The organism is Paroceanicella profunda, assembly GCF_005887635.2.
GTDB lineage: Bacteria > Pseudomonadota > Alphaproteobacteria > Rhodobacterales > Rhodobacteraceae > Paroceanicella > Paroceanicella profunda.
The window spans coordinates 93551-112235 of the sequence record NZ_CP040824.1; the positions used below are offsets into that span (position 1 = coordinate 93551).

Sequence of the window (18685 nt, forward strand, 5' to 3'; positions counted from 1 at the left end):
CGTGGACGCGCCGCACTGCGGTCGTGTCGCACCCCGGTCGCGCTGCATGTCGGCCCCGTTGCACTGCCACCGCTTCGCGATCGGAGCCCCGGGGGCGCGGCGCCGATCGGCCTCACCCGACGCGCGGTGTGCCGCGGCCCGAGCGGCGCCGTTTCCCCACTGCGGCGGGAGCACGGACGGCCTCCCCGGCAGAGAGCTCTGGCCCGGGTCCGGTCGGGGGCCTTGCCAATGCGCCCGGTCCGGGCCCTGCGCACATGTCCCGCGCCGGGGCAGCGCGCCCCGGACGGGCCTGCGCCTGTCTTCCGCCGGATGTGGGAGCCCGGCGCGCGGCGGGGAAAATCGCCCGCGCTCATGTTTCGGTAACCTTGATCGCTATGCTGGTGGGGGAGGCGGCCGGGGGCGGGTGCGGAGTTGGTCGAGATGCTGCACACGCTCAGGCTGCTGGCGCCGGCGCTGATTCCCTCCTGGCGGTTCTTCAGGGAGGTCGCGCCGTCGCCGCGCATCGAATATGCCCTCGTCGCGCAGCCTGACCAGCCGCCGCCGGGCTGGGCCCCGGCGCGGCCCCGGCCCGGGCATCTCCCGGTCTCGCGGATGCTGCTGCGGCTGTTCTGGAACCCGGGGTGGAACGAGACGCTCTACCTCGTCACCCTCTCCGAACGCCTCGCCGTCGCGCCCACCGCGCAGGACGCGGAGGAGATCGGCCGCCGCATCCTTCGCGATCTCGGCCCGGGGGAGGGATACCTGCGCTTCCGCCTCGTCTTCCTGCGCCGGGAGGGCGGGGGCATCACCCGCTCCGTCGCCTATCTCTCCGCGCCGATCGCCCGGACGCCGGGCGCATGAGCTTCGAGACCGCCCTGCGCGTCACCGAAGTGCTGATGGCGCTGTGCTTCCTGCAGCAGGGCGCGGAGCACATGACCGGGCTGCCGCGCGAGCGCCGGCTGTTCGCCCTGCGCAGCCTGCTCTGCCTGCCGCTGCTGGCCGGAACGGGCACGGCCTGGGCCCTGCCGGCGCTGCTGGGCGTGTCCCTGCTGATCCTCGCCCGCTTCCGCGGCCCCTACAACGGCGGGAGCGACCGGATGGGCCTGCTCATGCTCACCTGCCTGTGTGCCGCGCGGCTCGCCCCCGGGCCCACCCTCGCGGAAACCGCCTTCGCCTATCTCGCCGTGCAGCTCGTGCTGTCCTACGTCGTCTCCGGCCAGGTGAAGGTGGTCAACCCGGACTGGCGGCGCGGCGTGGTGCTGGTCGACGTGTTCCGCTTCTCGGCCTATCCGGTGTCGGAGAGCCTGCGCGGCTGGGCCGACCGGCCCCGGCTGCTGCTGGCCATGTCCTGGGCGGTGATGGGGCTGGAACTGGCCTTTCCGCTGTCGCTCCTGCACCCCGTGGCGCTGGCCTGTGCACTGGTGCTCACCGCGGCCTTTCACCTCGGCAACGCCTGCCTGTTCGGGCTGAACCGCTTCTTCTGGATCTGGCTGGCGGCCTATCCCTCCCTGCTGTGGTTCCAGCAGCGGGTGTTCGGGTGAGCGCCCCGCCGCAGCCCCGGCCCCCGCCTCCACCTCCGCCGCGCGCTGGCGCCAGCGCCCGTCGCGCGGGCCCCCGCCATGCCTCTCCCCCTCCGGCACGCAGAGACCGGACAGGAGCGGGCGGGAGAAGGCCGCATAGCGGGCCGTGGCCCCGCCGGCCTCCGCGCCTCGGGCGGGGAAGGCGGAAGCGGGCACCAAATGGTGTCTATGGCACGTCCGGGTGCCGTCTGGCACATCGGCGCCGGGGGGCTTAGCTGTGCCGCAACGACCTGCACAGTGAAGGAGACAGTCATGGAACGAACCGCCCTCGTCGTCGGCGCCAGCGGCATCATCGGCAGCGCCACCGCGGCCCAACTGGTGGCGGAGGGCTGGCCGGTTGCCGGCCTCGCGCGCCGCCCGGTGCCCCGGCCCGGCGTGACCCCGGTCGCCGCCGACCTGCAGGACCCGGCCAGCCTCGCGGCGGCGCTCGGCGGCATGGCGCCCACGCACCTGTTCCTCACCACCTGGGCCCGGCAGGCCACCGAGGCCGAGAACATCCGTGTGAACGGCACGATGATCCGCAACCTGCTCGACGCGCTGCGCCCGGCCGGCAGCCTGCAGCATGTGGCCCTCGTCACCGGGCTGAAGCACTACCTCGGACCCTTCGAGGCCTATGGCAGGGGCGTGCTGCCCGAGACCCCGTTCCGCGAGACGCAGCCGCGCCTCGACGTGGAGAACTTCTACTACGCCCAGGAGGATGCCGTGTTCGAGGCCGCCGCCCGCGACGGCTTCGGCTGGAGCGTGCACCGCCCGCACACCGTGATCGGCAAGGCGGTGGGCAACGCGATGAACATGGGCACCACCCTCGCGGTGCAGGCCAGCCTGTGCCGGGAAACCGGCCGGCCGTTCCTGTTCCCCGGCTCCGCCGCGCAATGGACCGGGCTCACCGACATGACCGACGCGCGCCAGCTTGCCCGCCACCTGCTCTGGGCCGCCACCACCCCGGCCGCGCGCGACCAGGCCTTCAACGTGGTGAACGGCGACGTGTTCCGCTGGAGCTGGATGTGGGAGCGGATCGCCGGCTGGTTCGGCATCGACCCGGTGCCCTTCGACGGCACCGTCCGCCCGCTGGAATCGCAGATGGCCGACGACGCCCCGCTCTGGCGCGAGATCGCCACGAAGCACGGCCTGGCGGAGCCCGAGCTGGCCCGCCTGGCCTCGCCCTGGCACACGGACGCGGACCTGGGCCGGCCCATCGAGGTGGTGACGGACATGTCCAAGAGCCGCCGCATGGGCTTCGCCGGCTATCAGGCCACCGATGACGCTTTCTTCGACCTGTTCACCCGCCTGCGCGCGGACCGGCTGATCCCCTGATCCGGTCCGTCCCGGCCGGGCATCTCGCAGCCCGTCGGGCGAGTCGGCGAGAAGGTCCGGACCTGCGCTCCTCCCACGCCCCGGGCCGCTGTCGCGCGGGGCCCCTGCGCCCTCGCGCGCTTCCCGCCGCACCGAACACGCAAAGGTGCGCGGGTCGTGAGAACGTCACGTTTCGCAGTGTGAACAGGGTGATAGCGGGCCGCTGCCGGGGCGGAGCCGCGCCCCGGGGCGAAATCGCCGCTGCGCGCGTGCGCGATGCCTGCTTTACTCCGCGGCCACCGCCGCAGCGCGGGCCCTGGCCGCACCGGTCGAAGGCGTGCCCCGCCCGGACCCGGCCCGGCCGGGGCGCACGACAGAAGGCCGGACACCCGGCCGGAGCCCGGAGACATCGACATGCTGGCGACCCACAGGGCGCTCTGCGCCATCACCCTCCTCCTCACCGCCTGCAGCGGCGCCGGCCGCGAAGGGGGCCCCATGGGCGTCGGGCCGGACCCGACCCTGCCCGAGCCGCGGACCAGCCTCGTGCCCACGCTCAACATCGCCCCGGCCACCGGCTGGCCCGAGGGCACCGCGCCGACCCCCGCCGAGGGCCTCACCGTACAGGCCTTCGCCACCGGGCTGGACCATCCGCGCTGGCTCCACGTCCTGCCCAACGGCGACGTTCTGGTTGCGGAGAGCAACAAGCAGCCCGCCGCGCCCTCCGGCCTGCGCTCCCTCGTGGAGGAGCAGCTGATGGCCGCCGCCGGCGCCGGGAGCCCCAGCGCCGACCGCATCACCCTGCTGCGCGACGCGGACCATGACGGCATCGCCGAGACCCGCACCATCCTGCGCGACGGGCTCACCTCGCCCTTCGGCATGGCGCTGGTGGGCGACACGCTCTACGTGGCGGACACGGACGCGCTGCTGGCCTTCCCCTACACCGAGGGCGCCACGCGGATCGACGCGCCGGCCACGCAGGTCGTCGCGCTGCCCTCCGGGCCGCCGAACCGGCACTGGACCAAGGGGCTCACCGCCGGGCCGGACGGCCTGCTCTACGTCTCCATCGGTTCGAACAGCGACCACGGGGAGGGCGGCATGGCGGCGGAAGCCGGGCGCGCCGCGATCTGGCAGGTGGACCCGGCCGCGGCGTCCGCGCGCCCCTTCGCCACCGGGCTGCGCAACCCCGTGGGCCTCGGCTTCGAGCCCGACAGCGGCGCGCTCTGGGTCGTGGTGAACGAGCGCGACGAGCTGGGCGACGACCTGGTGCCCGACTATCTCACCTCCGTGCCCGACGGCGCGAACTTCGGCTGGCCCTGGCTCTACTACGGCACCCGTCCGGACCCGCGCGTGGACCAGGACGCCCCGGGCCGCGTGACCAGCGCCCGCATGCCGGATTATGCGCTGGGGTCACATGTCGCCCCGCTGGGCCTGAGCTTCGCGCAGGGTGCCCGGCTGGGCCCGCGCTTCGCGCAAGGCGCCTTCATCGGCGAGCACGGATCTTGGAACCGGCGCCCCGCCAGCGGCTACGCCGTGGTGTTCGTGCCCTTCGTCGACGGCCGGCCGGCGGGACACCCGGTCGACGTGCTCACCGGCTTCCGCTCACCGCAAGGTGACGCCCGGGGCCGCCCGGTCGGCGTCGCCGTCGCCGCCGACGGCGCGCTGCTGGTCGCCGACGACGTGGGCAACACCATCTGGCGGGTGACCGCCGCGAAGTAGCGGCCCGGCACCGGGGATCCCCCCGCGCGGCCTGTCCTGCGCGGCCTGTGCTGCGCGGCCTGTGCTGCGCGGCCTGTGCTGCGCGGCCTGTGCTGCGCGGCCTGTGCTGCGCGGCCTGTGCTGCGCGGCCTGTGCTGCGCGGCCTGTGCTGCGCGGCCTGTGCTGCGCGGCCACCCTCGGGAGGGCCTGCAGCCCCCCGAGGGTGGCCGCGCAAGCAAGCGGAGGCGGGGGCGCCCGGTCAGACGCCCCGGCGGTTGCCCCAGATCAGGACGTGCAGTTGCGGCAGGATGCGGGGGGTGAACCAGCCGCGCCCGGTGGTGCGCTCCACCAGCCACAGAAGCCGGTCGGCCAGGGCCTGGGGGTCCACCGGCCGGTCCGGGTCCACCTCCGGGTTGCCGGGCTGAAGGTAGAGCGGCAGGCCGGGGTGGCGCGCGGCCGCGTCGCGGGCCCAGGCGAGGTCGGCCTCGTCGAAGATCACGATCTTCATCACGGTCTGCCCGGCGGGCGCCCCGGCCGCGACACAGGCGGCGAAGGCGTCCCAGTCCACCCGCTGGCCGCTGGAGGGCGGCTTCGGCGACAGGACCAGCGTGGCGAGATCGCCGAACCACGGGCGGGCCACGGAGCCCTGCGTTTCGCAGGCGAAACGATAGCCCCGCGCCCGGCCGAGGGAGATCAGCGGGCCGAAATCCTGGATGGCCGGGTTGCCGCCGGAGAGCGACACCGTGAGCGGCTGGCCGCCGGAGAGGCGTTCCACCTCGGCAAGGGCCGCGTCCGCCGTCATCGGTGCCCAGGTGCTGCGGAAGGCGCTGTCGACCGCATGCAGGCTGTCACACCAGCTGCAGCGGTAGTCGCAGCCGCCGGCGCGCACGAACACCGTCGGCTCGCCGATCAGCGCGCCCTCGCCCTGGATGGTGGGGCCGAAGATCTCGGCGATGCGCAGGGTCATGGCCGGTACTCGGCCCAGGTCTTCGGCGTTTCCGACACTTTCACCGCGGCGGTCTCCGGCCAGCGGGCCCGGCACCACTCGTAGAAGTGCAGAGCCAGGCGCTCGGCCGTCGAATGCCCGTCCAGCACGTCGGTGAGGTGCCGGTGGTCGAAGCGATCGTCGATATAGGCCTTCAGCGGCTTCAGGTCATGATAGTCACGCACGAATCCGTCGGCGGAAAGCTCCGCCGCCACCAGCTCCACCACCACGATGTAATTGTGCCCGTGCAGCCGGGCGCACTGGTGGTCGGGCGCCAGATGCGCGAGCTGGTGGGAGGCGGAGAAGTGGAATTCCTTTGAGATCCGGAACATCAGCGGCCCTCCCGGCCCGCGACGGCGGCGATCCAGAACTCCGGGTCGTCGTAGACCGTCGGGTCCGCCACGCCGGCGATGTGGAAGGCCTCGCGCCGTTCCACGCAGGTGCCGCAGCGCCCGCAATGCCGCGCGCCGCCCTTGTAGCAGGACCAGGTCTCGGCGAAGGGCGTGCCGTGGCGCGCGCCTTCGGTGACGATATCGGCCTTGGTGCGGTGCACGAAGGGGGTGGAGAGGCGCACGTCGGCATAGCCGTCCAGCGCCGCGCGCTGCATGCGATCGAAGGCCTCGGTGAAGGCGGGGCGGCAGTCGGGGTAGATGAAATGGTCGCCGCCGTGCACGGCGGTGGCCACCAGCGCATCCCCCTCCGCCGCCGCCACCCCGAAGGCGATGGCCAGCATGATGGCGTTGCGGTTGGGCACCACGGTGATGCGCATGGTCTCTTCGGCGTAATGGCCGTCCGGCACGTCGATGTCATCGGTCAGCGCCGAGCCGGTGAGGGCGGCGCCGATGGCGCGCATGTCGATGACGTGGTGCGGCACGCCCAGGCGCGTGGCGGTGGCGGCGGCGAAGCCCAGTTCCTTGGCGTGGCGCTGGCCGTAGTCGAAGGAGACCAGCCGCGAGAGCCGGCCCTCCGCCGCGACCATCTGCGCGAGCGAAACGGAATCGAGCCCGCCGGAGCAGACAACTGTCGTTTTCATTCTGAACCCTTGTTTTGATGACCGGGTAGGCTGCGACCGGTTGGGGAGGGCAGATACGCGCGTTCCGCCGCGGGTGCAACCGCTGTCCGCGCCGCCCCGGCCCCGAAGCCGCGGGGCAGGGCCACCCGGGGCGGCGCCGGGCCCGGGGTCTGCGCGTCAAGACGGGCGGGGCGGGGGCTTCGCCTGAGCCTGAGCCTGAGCCTGAGCCTGAGCCTGAGCCTGAGCCTGAGCCTGAGCCTGAGCCTGAGCCTGAGCCTGAGCCTGAGCCTGAGCCTGAGCCTGAGCCTGAGAATTCGTGGAGAGTGTGGGGGGGGCGCGTCAAGGCGGGATCGCATCGCCGCCTCGGCTGGCCCTGCCCTTCGGATCCGGGGCCGGCGCGACGAGCGCCGCGGTGCAGGGCGCGCCTTACGCACTGGGCCCGAACGGGGCGGATGACGCGGCCCCGGAGCCCACCGGTTGACGGGCCGTGCCGCCCCGGCCGCAGGGGCCGGGCGGGCCGGGATAGCAGGGGCAGGGGCGCGGCGCCCGCGCTCCTGCCCCTGTCGGATTCAGCGGTTCTGCGTCTTGCGCCAGGCCTCGAAGGCCTCGCGAGTCTCGTCCTTCGTGCAGGGGTAGAGGCCGATGATCCCGGCGCCGCCCTTCACCTGCTCGACGACGAAATCCTCGTAGACGGTCATCTCCGTCGCCTCGGCGGCCACCTCGTCGGCGATGCCGGCGGGGATGACGATCACGCAATCCGCATCGCCCACGATGATGTCACCCGGGAACACCGGGGCATCGCCGCAGCCGATGGGCTCGTTGATGGCGATGGCCTCGTTGTTGGTGAGGTTGGTCGGCGAGGAGGGGCGGGTGTGATAGGCCGGCATCTCCAGCCCGGCGATGGTGGCCGCGTCGCGGAAGCCGCCATCGGTCACCACGCCGGCGCCGCCGCGCATCATCAGCCGGGTGACGAGAATGTCCCCGGCGGAGGCGGCATCGGCCTGCTTGCGGCTGTCCATCACCAGCACGTGGCCGGCGGGGCAGGTCTCGATGGCCACGCGCTGCGGGTGCTCGGGGTTGCGGAACACGGTGAGGCTGTTGCGGTCCTCGCGGGCGGGGATGTAGCGCAGGGTGAAGGCCGGGCCCACCATGTTGCGCCCCTTCCAGCCCAGCGGCTTCACGCCCTGGATCACCTGGTGGCGCAGGCCGCGCTTGAACAGGGCGGTGGCGAGGGTCGCCACCGACACCTCCATCAGCATTTCGCGGGTAGCTTCATTCATCGGATCGGTCTCCTCGGGTCGCCCGCGGGCGCGGCGCGCCCCGGGTCGGGTCCGGACGGGTGGCGGACGAACCGCCGGGACAGGCGGTCAGGCCAGCGCGCTGGCCTTCAGGAAAGCGTCGAGCCGGCCCTGCTGGGCGTCGGTGAGCGGCCAGGCCGAGGGCGGGCGCGTGGGGCCGCAATCCTGCCCCGTGGCCAGCAGCGCGGCCTTCACGCCGGTGACATTGGTGCCGTTGAGCTCTTCGGCGCGGATGTCCTCGAAGGCGCGCATGCCGGCGATGAGCGTGTTGGCGGAGGCGTAATCCCCCGCCTCCAGCGCCGCGTGGATGGCCACGGAACGCTCCGGCCAGACGTTGATCAGCCCGGAGGTGAAGCCCCGCGCCCCCACGGCGTAGAGCGGCGGGGCCCAGACCTCGGCGAGCCCGCCGACCCAGACGATGGAGGGGTCGCAGGCGGCCTTTGCCTCGGCGAGCTTCAGCGGGTTGGGCGTGGCCCATTTCACCCCGCGCACGCCGGGCAGGGCGCAGAGATCGGCGATGGCGCGGGTGCCGATCGCGTCGTTGCGCAAATACAGCATCACCGGCAGGCCGCCGCCGGCCTCGTGCACCGCCTGCACGTAGTCGAGCGTGCCGCGCGGCGAGACGAACGGGTCCGGCGGCTGGTGGATCATCAGGGCCGTCGCCCCCGCCTCGGCCGAGGCGCGGGCGAGGCGGCAGGCATCACGGATGCCGCGGCCCACGCCGGCCAGCACCGGGGCGCGGCCGTCCACCAGGGCCACCACCTCGCGGACCATGGTGCAGGCCTCCTCGGTGGTGAGGGCGTAGAACTCGCCGGTGTTTCCGTTGACCACCGGCATGTGCACCCCGGCGGCCAGCGCGCGGTCGATGATCGGGGCGAGCCGCGCAGGCGCGATCTCGCCTTCCGCGTCATAGGGCGTCACGAGGATGCCGGAAATGCCGGTGAGGGCGGTGTCGAGGTCGAGCGCCATGGGGGCCTCCCTGCAGGTGGGCGTAGGGGCGGGTGAGCGGGGGGTCAGAAGATGTCGGGCTCGCCTGCGGCGGGGCCGAAGCCGCGTTCGAGATAGTCGAAGTCGCAGCCCTTGTCGGCCTGGGTGACATGTTGCGAGAACATCCAGCCCCAGCCCCGGGCGAAGCGCGGCTCGGGCGGCACGCGGGCTTCGCGACGGCGGGCGATCTCGGCCTCGTCCACCAGCATGTCGAGCCGACGCGCCGGCAGGTCCATGCGCACGATGTCGCCGGTCCTGAGCAGCGCCAGCGGCCCGCCGATATAGGCCTCGGGCGCCACATGCAGCACGCACGCGCCGTAGGATGTGCCCGACATCCGCGCGTCCGAAATCCGCAGCATGTCGCGATGTCCCTGCTTGATCAGCGCCTTGGGGATGGGGAGCATGCCCCATTCCGGCATGCCCGGCCCCCCCTGCGGCCCGGCGTTGCGCAGCACCAGCACGTGGTCGGGGGTGACCTCGAGGTTTTCGTCGTCGATGGCCTTCTTCATCTCCGGGTAGCTGTCGAACACCAGCGCCGGGCCCTCGTGCACGTGGAACTTCGGGTCGCAGGCGGCGGGCTTGATCACCGCGCCGTCGGGGCAGAGGTTGCCGCGCAGCAGCGCCAGCGAGCCTTCGTGGTAGACCGGGTTGGAGAGCGGGCGGATCACGTCGTCATTGTAGACCACGGCGCCTTCGAGGTTCTCGCCCATGGTCTTTCCGGTGACGGTGAGGCAGGAGGTGTCGAGCCGCGCCTCCATCTGCTTCATCAGCGCGCGCAGGCCGCCGGCGTAGAAGAAATCCTCCATCAGGTAGTCCTTGCCCGAGGGGCGGACATTGGCGATGAGCGGCGTCGTGCGGCCCAGCTCGTCGAGGTCGTCGAGGGTGAAGTCCACGCCCGCGCGCCGGGCCATGGCGATGAGATGGACCACCGCATTGGTGGAGCAGCCGGTGGCCATGGCGATGATGGCGGCGTTGCGCACCGCGCCCGCCGTCACGATCCTGTCCGGGGTGAGGTCGGTCCAGACCATGTCGACGATGCGGCGGCCACACTCCGCGGACATGCGCTGATGCCCGGCATCGGCCGCCGGGATGGACGAGGCGCCGGGCAGGGTGAGGCCCATCGCGTCGGTGATCGCGGTCATGGTCGAGGCGGTGCCCATGGTCATGCAGGTGCCCACCGAGCGGGCGATGCCGCCCTGGATGCCCAGCCATTCGTCATCCGAGATGTTGCCGGCGCGGCGCTCGTCCCAGTATTTCCACGCGTCCGAGCCCGAGCCGAGGATGCGCCCGGCGTAATGCCCGCGCAGCATCGGGCCGGCGGGCAGGTAGATCATCGGCACGCCGGCGGTGAGCGCGCCCATCACCAGGCCGGGGGTGGTCTTGTCGCAGCCGCCCATCAGCACCACGCCGTCGAGCGGGTGCGAGCGGATCATCTCCTCCGTCTCCATCGCCAGCATGTTGCGGTAGAGCATGGAGGTGGGCTTGGTGAAGCTCTCGTCCACCGAGAGCGAGGGCAGTTCCACCGGAAAGCCGCCCGCCTGCAGCACGCCGCGCTTCACGTCCTGCGCGCGCTCTCGGAAATGCCCGTGGCAGGAGTTCAGCTCCGACCAGGTGTTGAGGATGCCGATCACCGGCCTGTCGCGGAAATCCTCCTCGGCATAGCCGAGCTGCATCATGCGCGAACGGTGCCCGAAACTGCGCAGGTCATCGGGGCCGAACCAGCGCGCGGAACGCAGATCCTTCGGGCTTTTGCGGGTATTGGCGGCCATTCGAGTTGCCTCTCCTCCGATATCTCTTGCTTCATGTATGCGCAATCATCTGCCGGGATGTCAATCAGGCCATGCGAAATTATCGTCAGGACGCGGGGTGGCGGGGAATCCTTGACAGGCTTCGCCGGCCCGTGCTCTTGTCTATGTATGCGCTTACATAAGGCGCCTCCGGACGGAGTGACGCCGGTTGCAATAACCAGCCGCGGGAGCGGTCGAAGGGAGGAAGAAGAATGAAACTTGCACGCAGAACGTTTCTTGCGGCCGCGTCGGCGGCTGCGCTGCTGGCCCAGCCGCTGGTGGCCGATGCCCAGTCCCTGCCGCGCAACATGCGCATGGTGATCGGCTCCACCTCGACGGGCGGCGACACCTACCAGAATTCCGCCATCGTGGCGGACGCGCTCTCCGAGAAGCTGGGCATCAACATCAAGGTCGATGCGGTGGGCGCCACGGAGGCCTTCAAGGCGCTGGCGCGCGACCGGCGCGGCACCACCATCATGGTGTTCCACGACCAGTCCTACCTGGCCAATCTCTACGGGGTGACCGGCTACGGAGACCCGTTCGAGGAGTTCGTCGTCGGGCCCACGCTGGCGATCAACCCGGGCAACGCCTATCTGGTGCCGGCCGATTCGCCCTATCACTCGATGGAGGACATTCTGGCCGCGGCCGAGGCCGGCACCCGGGTGCGCGTGGCCATCCAGCCCGGCGGCGTGTCCGAGATCGGCTTCTCCGCGCTGAAGAACGCCGCGCGGCTGCGCGCGCCCGGCTCGGAGGAGAACATCGTGCCGGTGAACACCGGCTCGCAGTCCGACAAGAACCAGGCGATGTGGGATGATCTCGCCGACGTGATCAACGGCTCCATCCAGGCCAACGAGCAGTTCACCCAGCTGCCCCCGACGACGCGAAGGCGATGCGCTTCGTCTGGATCACCGCGCGACCCGAGACGCTGGAGCAGGCGCCGGAGGCCGGCATGGGCGGCACCAGCCGCGACGACATGCTGAAATACGCCAGCCCGAAGACCAGCGTGACCCTCGACGGCGAGACGGACTTCACCTTCGACAAGGAATTCTTCCTGCTGTTCAACAAGGACATGGACCCGGAGGCGATGGCGGCCATCGATACGGCGCTTTCCGAGATCTATGCCGACGGCACGGTGGAGACGCGCCAGAAGGAAGCCTTCTTCATTCCCGACTACCTGCCGGCGGAGAAGGCCCGGGCGCACCTGCGCGAGAAGCGCGACACCTACGAGAAGGTGATCTCGGAAATCTCCGGCAAGAGCTGAGCGCCGGGCGCACCATCCTCCGGCCCGCCCGCACCGGGCGGGCCCCCAGTTTCCGGGAGGCAGCCGCATGGGCGATCTCACCCACGTGACCATCGCATTCGAAACCTCGCATCTCGTGTTTCCGACCCTCATCGCGGGGTTCTGGTTCTGCTGGGCCTCGCGATCCTGCTGCGGGACAGGGCCCGCATCGCGGCGTCCGGGGCCGCCTGGCGGCAGACGTTCGCGGCGATGGACAAGCCGCGCTTCCTCGGCACCATCGCGCTCACCCTGGTGTATTTCTCCGCCATGGTGCCGGTGGGCGACCTCTGGCCGAACACCGGGCTGGGCTTCCTGATCTGCTCCATTCCCTATGTCGCGGGCACGGGCCTGTTGTTCATGCATGACCGCTCCTGGCGCCAGGCGGTGCCGCTGGCCATCGTCGCGCTGGCCGGGCCCACCTTCGTGTGGTGGCTGTTCACCTATCCGCTGTTCCTGACCCTGCCCTGAGAGGCCGACATGTTCGAATTCATCACGCCGCTCTTCGTGTCGCTGATCCTTGGCGGCACGCTGGTGGGCATCATCTTCGGCGCCATTCCGGGCATGACGGCGACGATGGCCGTGGCCATCTCGCTGCCGCTCACCTATTCGCTGGGGCTGGAGAACGGGCTGGCGCTGCTGCTCGGGCTTTACGTGGGCGGGATCTCGGGCGGGCTGGTGCCGGCCATCCTGCTCGGCATTCCCGGCACGCCCAGTTCCATCACCACCACCTTCGACGGCTACCCGATGGCACAGCGCGGCGAGGGCGAGGCGGCGCTGCGCATCGGCATCATCTCCTCCTTCGTGGGCGGGATCATCAGCCTCGCGGTGCTGTGGCTCTTCGCGCCCACGCTGGCGGATTTCGCCATCAAGTTCTCCTACGTGGAGAAGTTCCTCATCATCCTCTTCGCGCTCACGGTGATGGCGGCGCTGTCCTCGGACATGCTGCTGGGCATCTTCTCCGGGGTGCTGGGCATCTTCGTGAGCCTGATCGGCGTCTATGACGTCTCCGACGGCGGCAACGGCAAGCTGCGCCTGGTGCCGCCGGGCTGGGAGTACTGGCTGGACAGCGGCTTCTCCCTGCTGCCGGTGCTGATCGGGCTGTTCGGCCTCGCCGCCATCCTGGAGCAGGCGGAGCTGGGCGTGCCGCGCGGGCATTCCGCGAAGGACATCAAGGTGGGCAGGCATTCCGCCTTCTCCTTCTCGGTGTTCCGCGGCCAGGCGGTGAACCTGGTGCGTTCCAGCGCCATCGGCACCTTCGTGGGCATCCTGCCGGGGGTGGGGGGCTCTGCCGCCTCGATCATCGCCTACACCAACGCGAAGACCTTCTCGCGCCACCCCGAGCGCTTCGGCAAGGGCGAGCCGGCGGGCATCATCGCCTCGGAATCGGGCAACAACGGCCTCACCGGCGGGGCGCTGGTGCCGCTGCTGTCGCTCGGTATCCCGGGCGATTCGACCACCGCGCTGCTGATCGGAGCCTTCACCCTGCAGGGGGTGCAGGTCGGCCCTGTTCATCGGCAACAACCCGGGCACCTGGAACGCGATGATCGTGGCCATGCTGATCGCCAACGTGGCGATGCTGGTGATGATGTATGTGGCGATCCGCTGGTTCGCGCGGTGGTCACCATTCCCAAGCACATCCTGTTCCCGGTGATCCTGATGATGTGCGTGATCGGGGCCTACACCATCAACTACGGCATCATGTTCGATGTCTGGACGCTGGCCATCTTCGGCTGTTCGGCTGGCTGGCGGTGAAGCTGCGGCTGGAGATCGCGCCCTTCATCATCGGCTTCATCCTGGGGCCCTCGGCGGAGATCTACTTCGTCAAGAGCCTCGAGAGCTTCGGCGACGTGACGATCTTCTTCACCAAGAGCTGGATCGCGGTGCTGCTGTGGGCGCTGATCCTGGGGTCGGTCGTGCTCTCGGTGCTGCTGGCACGCAAGGCGCGGCGCGGGGAGGGCTCTTGAACTCCCCCCGCGCGGGCAGGATGATGGCCGGGATGGACACGAAGGACGATCAGCACAGGCCGCCGGCGCCCAGGCGCAGCGCCTCCCGGGGCGTGACGATGGAGGCCGTGGGCCGGCTGGCCGGCGTGTCGCAGGTGACGGTATCGCGCGCGCTGAGCGACCCCGCCAAGGTCTCGCCCGCCACGATGGCGCGGATCCGCGAGGCGATCGAGCTCACCGGCTACGTGCCGAATGCGCTGGCGGGGCGCTGGCCTCCAACCGCTCGAAGCTGGTCTCCGCGCTGGTGCCCTCCATCACCAACGTGGTCTACTCCTCGATGATCCAGGCCTTCGCCGCGGGCATGCGCGACAGCGGCTACCAGATCATGCTGTCGGAGACGGGCTTCACCCCGACGGAGGAGGAGGAGCTGGTCGCCGCCCATCTCTCGCGCCGGCCGGACGCGATGCTGCTCACCGGCATCCACCATTCCGCCCGCACGCGGCGGATGCTGCTCGGCGCCTCCATCCCGGTGGTCGAGGTGTGGGACATCACCGATTCCCCCATCGACCTCTGCGTGGGCTTCTCCCACATCGAGACCGGCCGCGCGGTGGCGGATTTCGCCTACGAGGCCGGCCACAGGCGAGCCGGCGTGGTCTCGGCCGGCGACGAGCGCGCCCGCCGCCGCATCGACGCCTTCTCCGAGCGCTTCACCCAGCGCAGCGGCGTGGCGGTGGGCCAGGCGCTGTTCCCGGCGCAGGCCAGCCTGGAATGCGGCCGCAACGGGCTGTCCCGGCTGATCGACGAGCAGGGGCTGCGCGACGGCCTGGTGTTCTGCAGCTCCGACCTGCTGGCGCATGGCGTGCTGATCGAGGCGCAGGCCCGCGGCCTGTCCGTGCCCGGCGAGATCGCGGTAATCGGCTTCGGCGACCAGGATTTCGGCGCCTGGACCACCCCCGCCATCACCACGGTGCGGGTGGACCGCGCCGCCTTCGGCCACGCCGCCGCCCAGGCGCTGCTGCACCGGTTCGAGGGCCGCACCGACGGGGCCAGCGTGATCGACCTCGGCTTCGAGATCGTGCGGCGCGGCTCCGCCTGAGCCCCTCCCGGCCGCCGGGACGATCGCGTCCCCGACCCCACAACCGCCTGACGCCCTGACCGCTGCGCCCTCCGGTGCGCACGGCTTGCCGCCTGCCCCTCGCACGTCCGGGCCCTCGCGCCCCGACCCGCTTCAGGCGGCCGGACCGGCGCGTGGCCGCGCGCCGCGCTCTTCGCGTCGGATGCCGCCCCGATCCCGACGCAGGGGACGTCTGCGGCAAACCGGAGCCGGTGGGTCTTCCCGATACCGGCATGGATGCCCGGGCGGCGGGCGTCTCCGCAGCCCGCCGCCCCGCGCGCCTGAGCCGCCCGGCGCCTGCGCCCGGGGGGCCGCATCACGCCGGACCCGGAGCAACCTTCTCCCATGCCGGCCCGGATGCAGCGGGGCCCAATATCTCCGCTGCGTCGCCCGTTTGCGGGGCGCGGGCCCCGCTCTGCGTCATCGGTTCATCGCGTTACCGCGTCGTCGTGCGGCCGGGCCACCGGGCCGGCGGATCAGCGGGTCGGCTGCCGGGCGGGGCGAAATTGTCGCCGGCCGTCATTTTCCAGTTGCGTGAATCGCATAAAGTACGAACTATATTTTTATGTACAGACTTTCAGTTGATATCGGCGGAACGTTCACGGACGTGGTGCTGGAAGGCCCACGATCGCATCGCTCAAGACGCTGACCACGCCCGACGCGCCGGAAATCGGCGCGATGACGGGCATTGCGGAGCTGCTCGACAGCGAGGGCCTCCGCCTGACCGATGTCTCTGCCGTGATCCACGGCACGACGCTCGCCACCAACGCGCTGATCGAACGCCGGGGGGCGAAGACCGCCTTCATCACCACCGAGGGGTTCCGGGACATCCTGGAAATGGCCTACGAGAAGCGCTTCGACCAGTATGACACCGACCTGCAGCTGCCCGTGCCGCTGGTGCCGCGCGACCTGCGGCTGACGGTGCGCGAGCGGATGGACGCCGCCGGAGCCCCGCTCATCGCGCCCTCGCAGGCGCAGATGGACGCGCTCGCCTCGCGGCTGATCGCCGAGGGTGTGGAGGCGGTGGCCATCGGGTTCCTGCATGTCTGCGCCAACCCCGCGCATGAGCTGCTGGTGGCACAGTGGCTGCGCGCGCGCCTGCCGGAGCATGTCACCATCTGCCTGAGCTCCGAGGTCTCCCCCGAGATCCGCGAATACGAGCGCTTCTCCACCGTCTGCGCCAATGCATATGTACGGCCGCTGATGTCGCGCTACCTGCACCGGTTCGCCAGCGGGCTGCGCGGGCAGGGCTTTGCCGGGGAGTTCCTGCTGATGCTCTCCGGCGGCGGGCTCACCACGCTGGAACAGGCGGCGAAAACCCCCATCCGGCTGGTGGAATCCGGGCCGGCCGGGGCGTGGCCCTCGGGGTGCGCGTCTCGCGCGAGACCGGGTGCGAGCGGCTGCTGGCCTTCGACATGGGCGGGACGACGGCGAAGATCTGCTTTCTGGAGCACGGCGTTCCGGCCACGGCGCGGCGCTTCGAAGTGGCCCGGGCCTGGCGCGACATGAAGGGCAGCGGCCTGCGGTGGCGTGCCCACCACGGAGCTGGTGGAAATCGGCGCCGGCGGCGGCTCCATCGCGCGGCGTGACGACATGGGCCGGCTGGCCGTGGGGCCGAAGAGCGCGAGCTCGGTGCCCGGCCCCGCCTCCTACGGCCGGGGCGGCACGGCCCCCACCATCACCGACGCGAACGTGGTGCTGGGCAAGCTGCGCCCGGAGGGCTTCGCCGGCGGCAGCTTCGCGCTGCGCCCGGACCTCGCCGCGCAGGCGGTGGAGCGGGACGTGGCAGCCCCGCTGGGCCTGAGCAGCACCGCCTGGGCGGCGGCCGGCATCGTGGAGATCGGCGAGGAGGCGATGGCGAATGCCGCGCGGGTTCATGCCATCGAGCAGGGCAAGGATGTCACCCGCTACCACCTGATGGCCTCGGGCGGCGCCGGGCCGCTCCACGCGGTGCGCATCGCCGAGAAGCTGGGCATCACCCGGGTGATCATTCCCGCCGACGCTGGCGTGGGCTCGGCCGTGGGCTTCCTCTCCGCCCCGGTGGCCTATGAGGTGGCGCGCACCGTGCTCACGCTCACCGAGCGTGTGGACCTTCCCGCCCTCGCCGCCCTGCAGGACGCGATGGCGCAAGAGGCGACCGGCGTGGTGGGCCCCGCGCTGGCACCGGGCGCGCCGGTGCACATCTCCCTCGCCGCCGAGCTGCAGTACCAGGGCCAGGGCCACGCGGTGCGCGTGCCGCTCGCCTCCCCGCTGCGCTCCGGAGAGGACATCGCGCGGATGACCGCCGCCTTCCACGCCGCCTACCGCACCATCTACGGCACCGACATGCCGGCGAACCCGGTGGAACTGGTGGCCCTCAGCCTCACCGCGCAGGGCGACGCCCCGCCGATGCGCGCGGTGCCGCCCGCGCCGCCGGCGCGGCGGGCCGGGCGGCGGCCCATGTGCAGGTGTTCGACCCCGCCGTGGGTGCGGACGTGGCCTTCGGCCTCCATGCCCGCGACGCGCTGCCCGCGGGCGCGCGCTTCGACGGCCCTTCCTGGTTCAGGAGGCCCAGACCACCACCTACGCGCCCGCGGGCTGGTCCGCCGAGGTCCACCCCCGGCCACCTGATCCTGACACGGGAGAGCGGGCATGAGCCTGGAGAACGGCGCCCTCGGGGATGCGGAGGTCATCGCCCTCAACGTGATGTGGAACCGGCTGATCTCGGTGTGCGAGGAACAGGCCAACGCGCTGCTGCGCGTCGCCTTCGGCGCCATCGTGCGCGAGGCGGGGGACCTTTCGGCCGGCGTGTTCGACGCCGGGGGCCGCATGATGGCCCAGGCCGTCACCGGCACCCCGGGCCATGTGAACACCATGGCCCGTTCGGTGAACGCCATGCTCGCCCATGTGCCGGCGCGGACGCTGGCAGAGGGCGACGTGCTGGTCACCAACGACCCCTGGCTGGGCGCGGGGCATGTGTTCGACTTCGTCGTCGTCACCCCGGTGTTCCGCGGCGGGCGGATCGTCGCCTATCTCGCCTCCACCTGCCACGTGGTGGACGTGGCGGGCTGGGCTGGTCGGCGGAGGCGCGCTCGTGTTCGAGGAGGGCGTGGTCATCCCCGTCACCCGGCTGCGCAAGGCCGTGCTCAACGACGAGCTGCTCGACATCGTCGCCACCAATTCCCGCGTCCCGCGCGAGGCGCGCGGCACATCATCTCGCTGATGGCCTGCAACGACGAGGGCGCCCGCCGCCTCACCGACCTGATGGACGAATACGCCATCGCCGGGCTGGAGCGGCTGGCCGGCTTCATCTTCGAGCGCTCGCGCGGCGCGATGCTGGACGCGGTGGCCGCGGTGCCGGAGGGGGTGTACGAGAACACCATCCGGCTGGACGGCTACGACGCCCCCCTCACCCTGCGCGCCCGGATGACCGTGGGCGGCGGGCGCATCGCCGCGATCTCGCCGGCTCGGACCGCGCGCTCGACAAGGGCGTGAACTGCCCGCTGGTCTACTCGCAGGCCTATGCCTCCTTCGGGATCAAGGCGCTGGTGCGCCGCATGTGCCACAACCACGCCTCGCTGGGCTGATCGAGATCACCGCGCCGCCGGGGCTGGTGTGAGCGCCGAGCGCCCGCGCCCGGTCACCGCGCGCCACGTGGTGGGCCAGGCCTGCGGACCTGATGCTGGGCTGCCTCGCCCGGCCTTGCCCGGCCGGGTGCTGGCGGAGAGCGCGGGTGCGCTCTGGGTGCTGGCGA

At 71.6% G+C, this 18685-nt stretch carries 20 protein-coding genes and 1 pseudogene; 14 read left to right on the plus strand and 7 right to left on the minus strand.

From position 1 onward, the window contains the following. Positions 1 to 420: 420 nt before the first annotated feature. The 4 genes from FDP22_RS24270 to FDP22_RS24285 all read left to right on the plus strand — a co-directional run bounded on the left by FDP22_RS24270 (position 421) and on the right by FDP22_RS24285 (position 4568). Positions 421 to 840, plus strand: a complete 420-nt coding sequence (locus FDP22_RS24270; protein WP_138579011.1) for a hypothetical protein — start codon at positions 421 to 423, stop codon at positions 838 to 840. Beyond that, positions 837 to 1520 (plus strand): HTTM domain-containing protein, encoded by a 684-nt coding sequence (locus FDP22_RS24275; RefSeq protein WP_138579013.1) that lies wholly within the window; start codon positions 837 to 839, stop codon positions 1518 to 1520. Before FDP22_RS24270 ends, FDP22_RS24275 begins: the two co-directional genes overlap by 4 nt. Positions 1521 to 1811: 291 nt before the next feature. Continuing rightward, positions 1812 to 2873 (plus strand): SDR family oxidoreductase, encoded by a 1062-nt coding sequence (locus FDP22_RS24280; RefSeq protein WP_138579015.1) that lies wholly within the window; start codon positions 1812 to 1814, stop codon positions 2871 to 2873. Positions 2874 to 3266: 393 nt separating this feature from the next. Continuing rightward, positions 3267 to 4568: a PQQ-dependent sugar dehydrogenase gene (locus tag FDP22_RS24285; RefSeq protein WP_138579017.1), complete on the plus strand. Its 1302-nt coding sequence runs from the start codon at positions 3267 to 3269 to the stop codon at positions 4566 to 4568. 238 nt (positions 4569 to 4806) lie between these two features. Here FDP22_RS24285 and queE read toward each other — a convergent pair whose 3' ends face one another. The 6 genes from queE to araD all read right to left on the minus strand — a co-directional run bounded on the left by queE (position 4807) and on the right by araD (position 10598). Then, on the minus strand, positions 4807 to 5514 hold the full coding sequence (gene queE, locus FDP22_RS24290) for a 7-carboxy-7-deazaguanine synthase QueE (RefSeq protein WP_138579019.1): 708 nt from the start codon (positions 5512 to 5514) through the stop codon (positions 4807 to 4809). Further along, positions 5511 to 5864, minus strand: coding sequence for a 6-pyruvoyl trahydropterin synthase family protein (locus tag FDP22_RS24295; protein WP_138579021.1), 354 nt, complete (start codon positions 5862 to 5864; stop codon positions 5511 to 5513). The genes queE and FDP22_RS24295 overlap by 4 nt, the downstream gene beginning before the upstream one ends. Continuing rightward, complete coding sequence (gene queC / locus FDP22_RS24300) at positions 5864 to 6565, minus strand: 7-cyano-7-deazaguanine synthase QueC (protein ID WP_138579023.1); 702 nt, start codon at positions 6563 to 6565, stop codon at positions 5864 to 5866. The genes FDP22_RS24295 and queC overlap by 1 nt, the downstream gene beginning before the upstream one ends. Positions 6566 to 7113: 548 nt before the next feature. Continuing rightward, positions 7114 to 7824 (minus strand): ribonuclease activity regulator RraA, encoded by a 711-nt coding sequence (locus tag FDP22_RS24310; RefSeq protein WP_138579025.1) that lies wholly within the window; start codon positions 7822 to 7824, stop codon positions 7114 to 7116. Between the two features lie 87 nt (positions 7825 to 7911). Next, positions 7912 to 8811: a dihydrodipicolinate synthase family protein gene (locus tag FDP22_RS24315; protein WP_138579027.1), complete on the minus strand. Its 900-nt coding sequence runs from the start codon at positions 8809 to 8811 to the stop codon at positions 7912 to 7914. A 44-nt stretch (positions 8812 to 8855) separates the two neighbouring features. Further along, on the minus strand, positions 8856 to 10598 hold the full coding sequence (gene araD, locus FDP22_RS24320) for an L-arabinonate dehydratase (protein ID WP_138579029.1): 1743 nt from the start codon (positions 10596 to 10598) through the stop codon (positions 8856 to 8858). A gap of 230 nt (positions 10599 to 10828) precedes the next feature. Here araD and FDP22_RS24325 point away from each other — a divergent pair, with 230 nt between their 5' ends. The 5 genes from FDP22_RS24325 (at position 10829) to FDP22_RS25080 (ending at position 13859) form a co-directional block, all read left to right on the plus strand. Further along, positions 10829 to 11596 (plus strand): type 2 periplasmic-binding domain-containing protein, encoded by a 768-nt coding sequence (locus FDP22_RS24325; protein WP_346728848.1) that lies wholly within the window; start codon positions 10829 to 10831, stop codon positions 11594 to 11596. Further along, positions 11566 to 11877, plus strand: a complete 312-nt coding sequence (locus FDP22_RS25320) for a hypothetical protein (RefSeq protein WP_346728849.1) — start codon at positions 11566 to 11568, stop codon at positions 11875 to 11877. Before FDP22_RS24325 ends, FDP22_RS25320 begins: the two co-directional genes overlap by 31 nt. A 147-nt stretch (positions 11878 to 12024) precedes the next feature. Further along, on the plus strand, positions 12025 to 12363 hold the full coding sequence (locus FDP22_RS24330; RefSeq protein WP_346728850.1) for a hypothetical protein: 339 nt from the start codon (positions 12025 to 12027) through the stop codon (positions 12361 to 12363). Positions 12364 to 12372: 9 nt separating this feature from the next. Then, a complete protein-coding gene (locus FDP22_RS24335) occupies positions 12373 to 13647 on the plus strand; it encodes a tripartite tricarboxylate transporter permease (RefSeq protein ID WP_239032059.1) in 1275 nt (424 codons plus the stop codon). Then, entirely contained in the window at positions 13644 to 13859 is a 216-nt protein-coding gene (locus FDP22_RS25080; RefSeq protein ID WP_239032060.1) for a hypothetical protein, read from the plus strand. The genes FDP22_RS24335 and FDP22_RS25080 overlap by 4 nt, the downstream gene beginning before the upstream one ends. A 49-nt stretch (positions 13860 to 13908) precedes the next feature. Here FDP22_RS25080 and FDP22_RS25085 read toward each other — a convergent pair whose 3' ends face one another. Then, positions 13909 to 14076, minus strand: a complete 168-nt coding sequence (locus FDP22_RS25085; protein WP_239032069.1) for a hypothetical protein — start codon at positions 14074 to 14076, stop codon at positions 13909 to 13911. On the opposite strand from FDP22_RS25085, the gene FDP22_RS25090 reads away from it, so the two are divergent. The 5 genes and pseudogenes from FDP22_RS25090 (at position 14012) to FDP22_RS24355 (ending at position 18426) form a co-directional block, all read left to right on the plus strand. Next, entirely contained in the window at positions 14012 to 14179 is a 168-nt protein-coding gene (locus FDP22_RS25090; protein ID WP_239032068.1) for a hypothetical protein, read from the plus strand. The two genes, FDP22_RS25085 and FDP22_RS25090, sit on opposite strands and share 65 nt — an antisense overlap. Next, positions 14143 to 14934 carry a substrate-binding domain-containing protein gene (locus tag FDP22_RS24340; RefSeq protein ID WP_239032061.1) on the plus strand — a complete coding sequence of 264 codons (792 nt, stop codon included), beginning with the start codon at positions 14143 to 14145 and terminating at the stop codon, positions 14932 to 14934. The genes FDP22_RS25090 and FDP22_RS24340 overlap by 37 nt, the downstream gene beginning before the upstream one ends. Positions 14935 to 15630: 696 nt before the next feature. Beyond that, positions 15631 to 16541 (plus strand): annotated as a pseudogene (locus FDP22_RS25235) (hydantoinase/oxoprolinase N-terminal domain-containing protein). Then, on the plus strand, positions 16483 to 17562 hold the full coding sequence (locus tag FDP22_RS25240; protein ID WP_143972321.1) for a hydantoinase/oxoprolinase family protein: 1080 nt from the start codon (positions 16483 to 16485) through the stop codon (positions 17560 to 17562). Before FDP22_RS25235 ends, FDP22_RS25240 begins: the two are co-directional and overlap by 59 nt. A 21-nt stretch (positions 17563 to 17583) precedes the next feature. Then, on the plus strand, positions 17584 to 18426 hold the full coding sequence (locus FDP22_RS24355; RefSeq protein WP_143972322.1) for a hydantoinase B/oxoprolinase family protein: 843 nt from the start codon (positions 17584 to 17586) through the stop codon (positions 18424 to 18426). Positions 18427 to 18685: the final 259 nt, after the last annotated feature.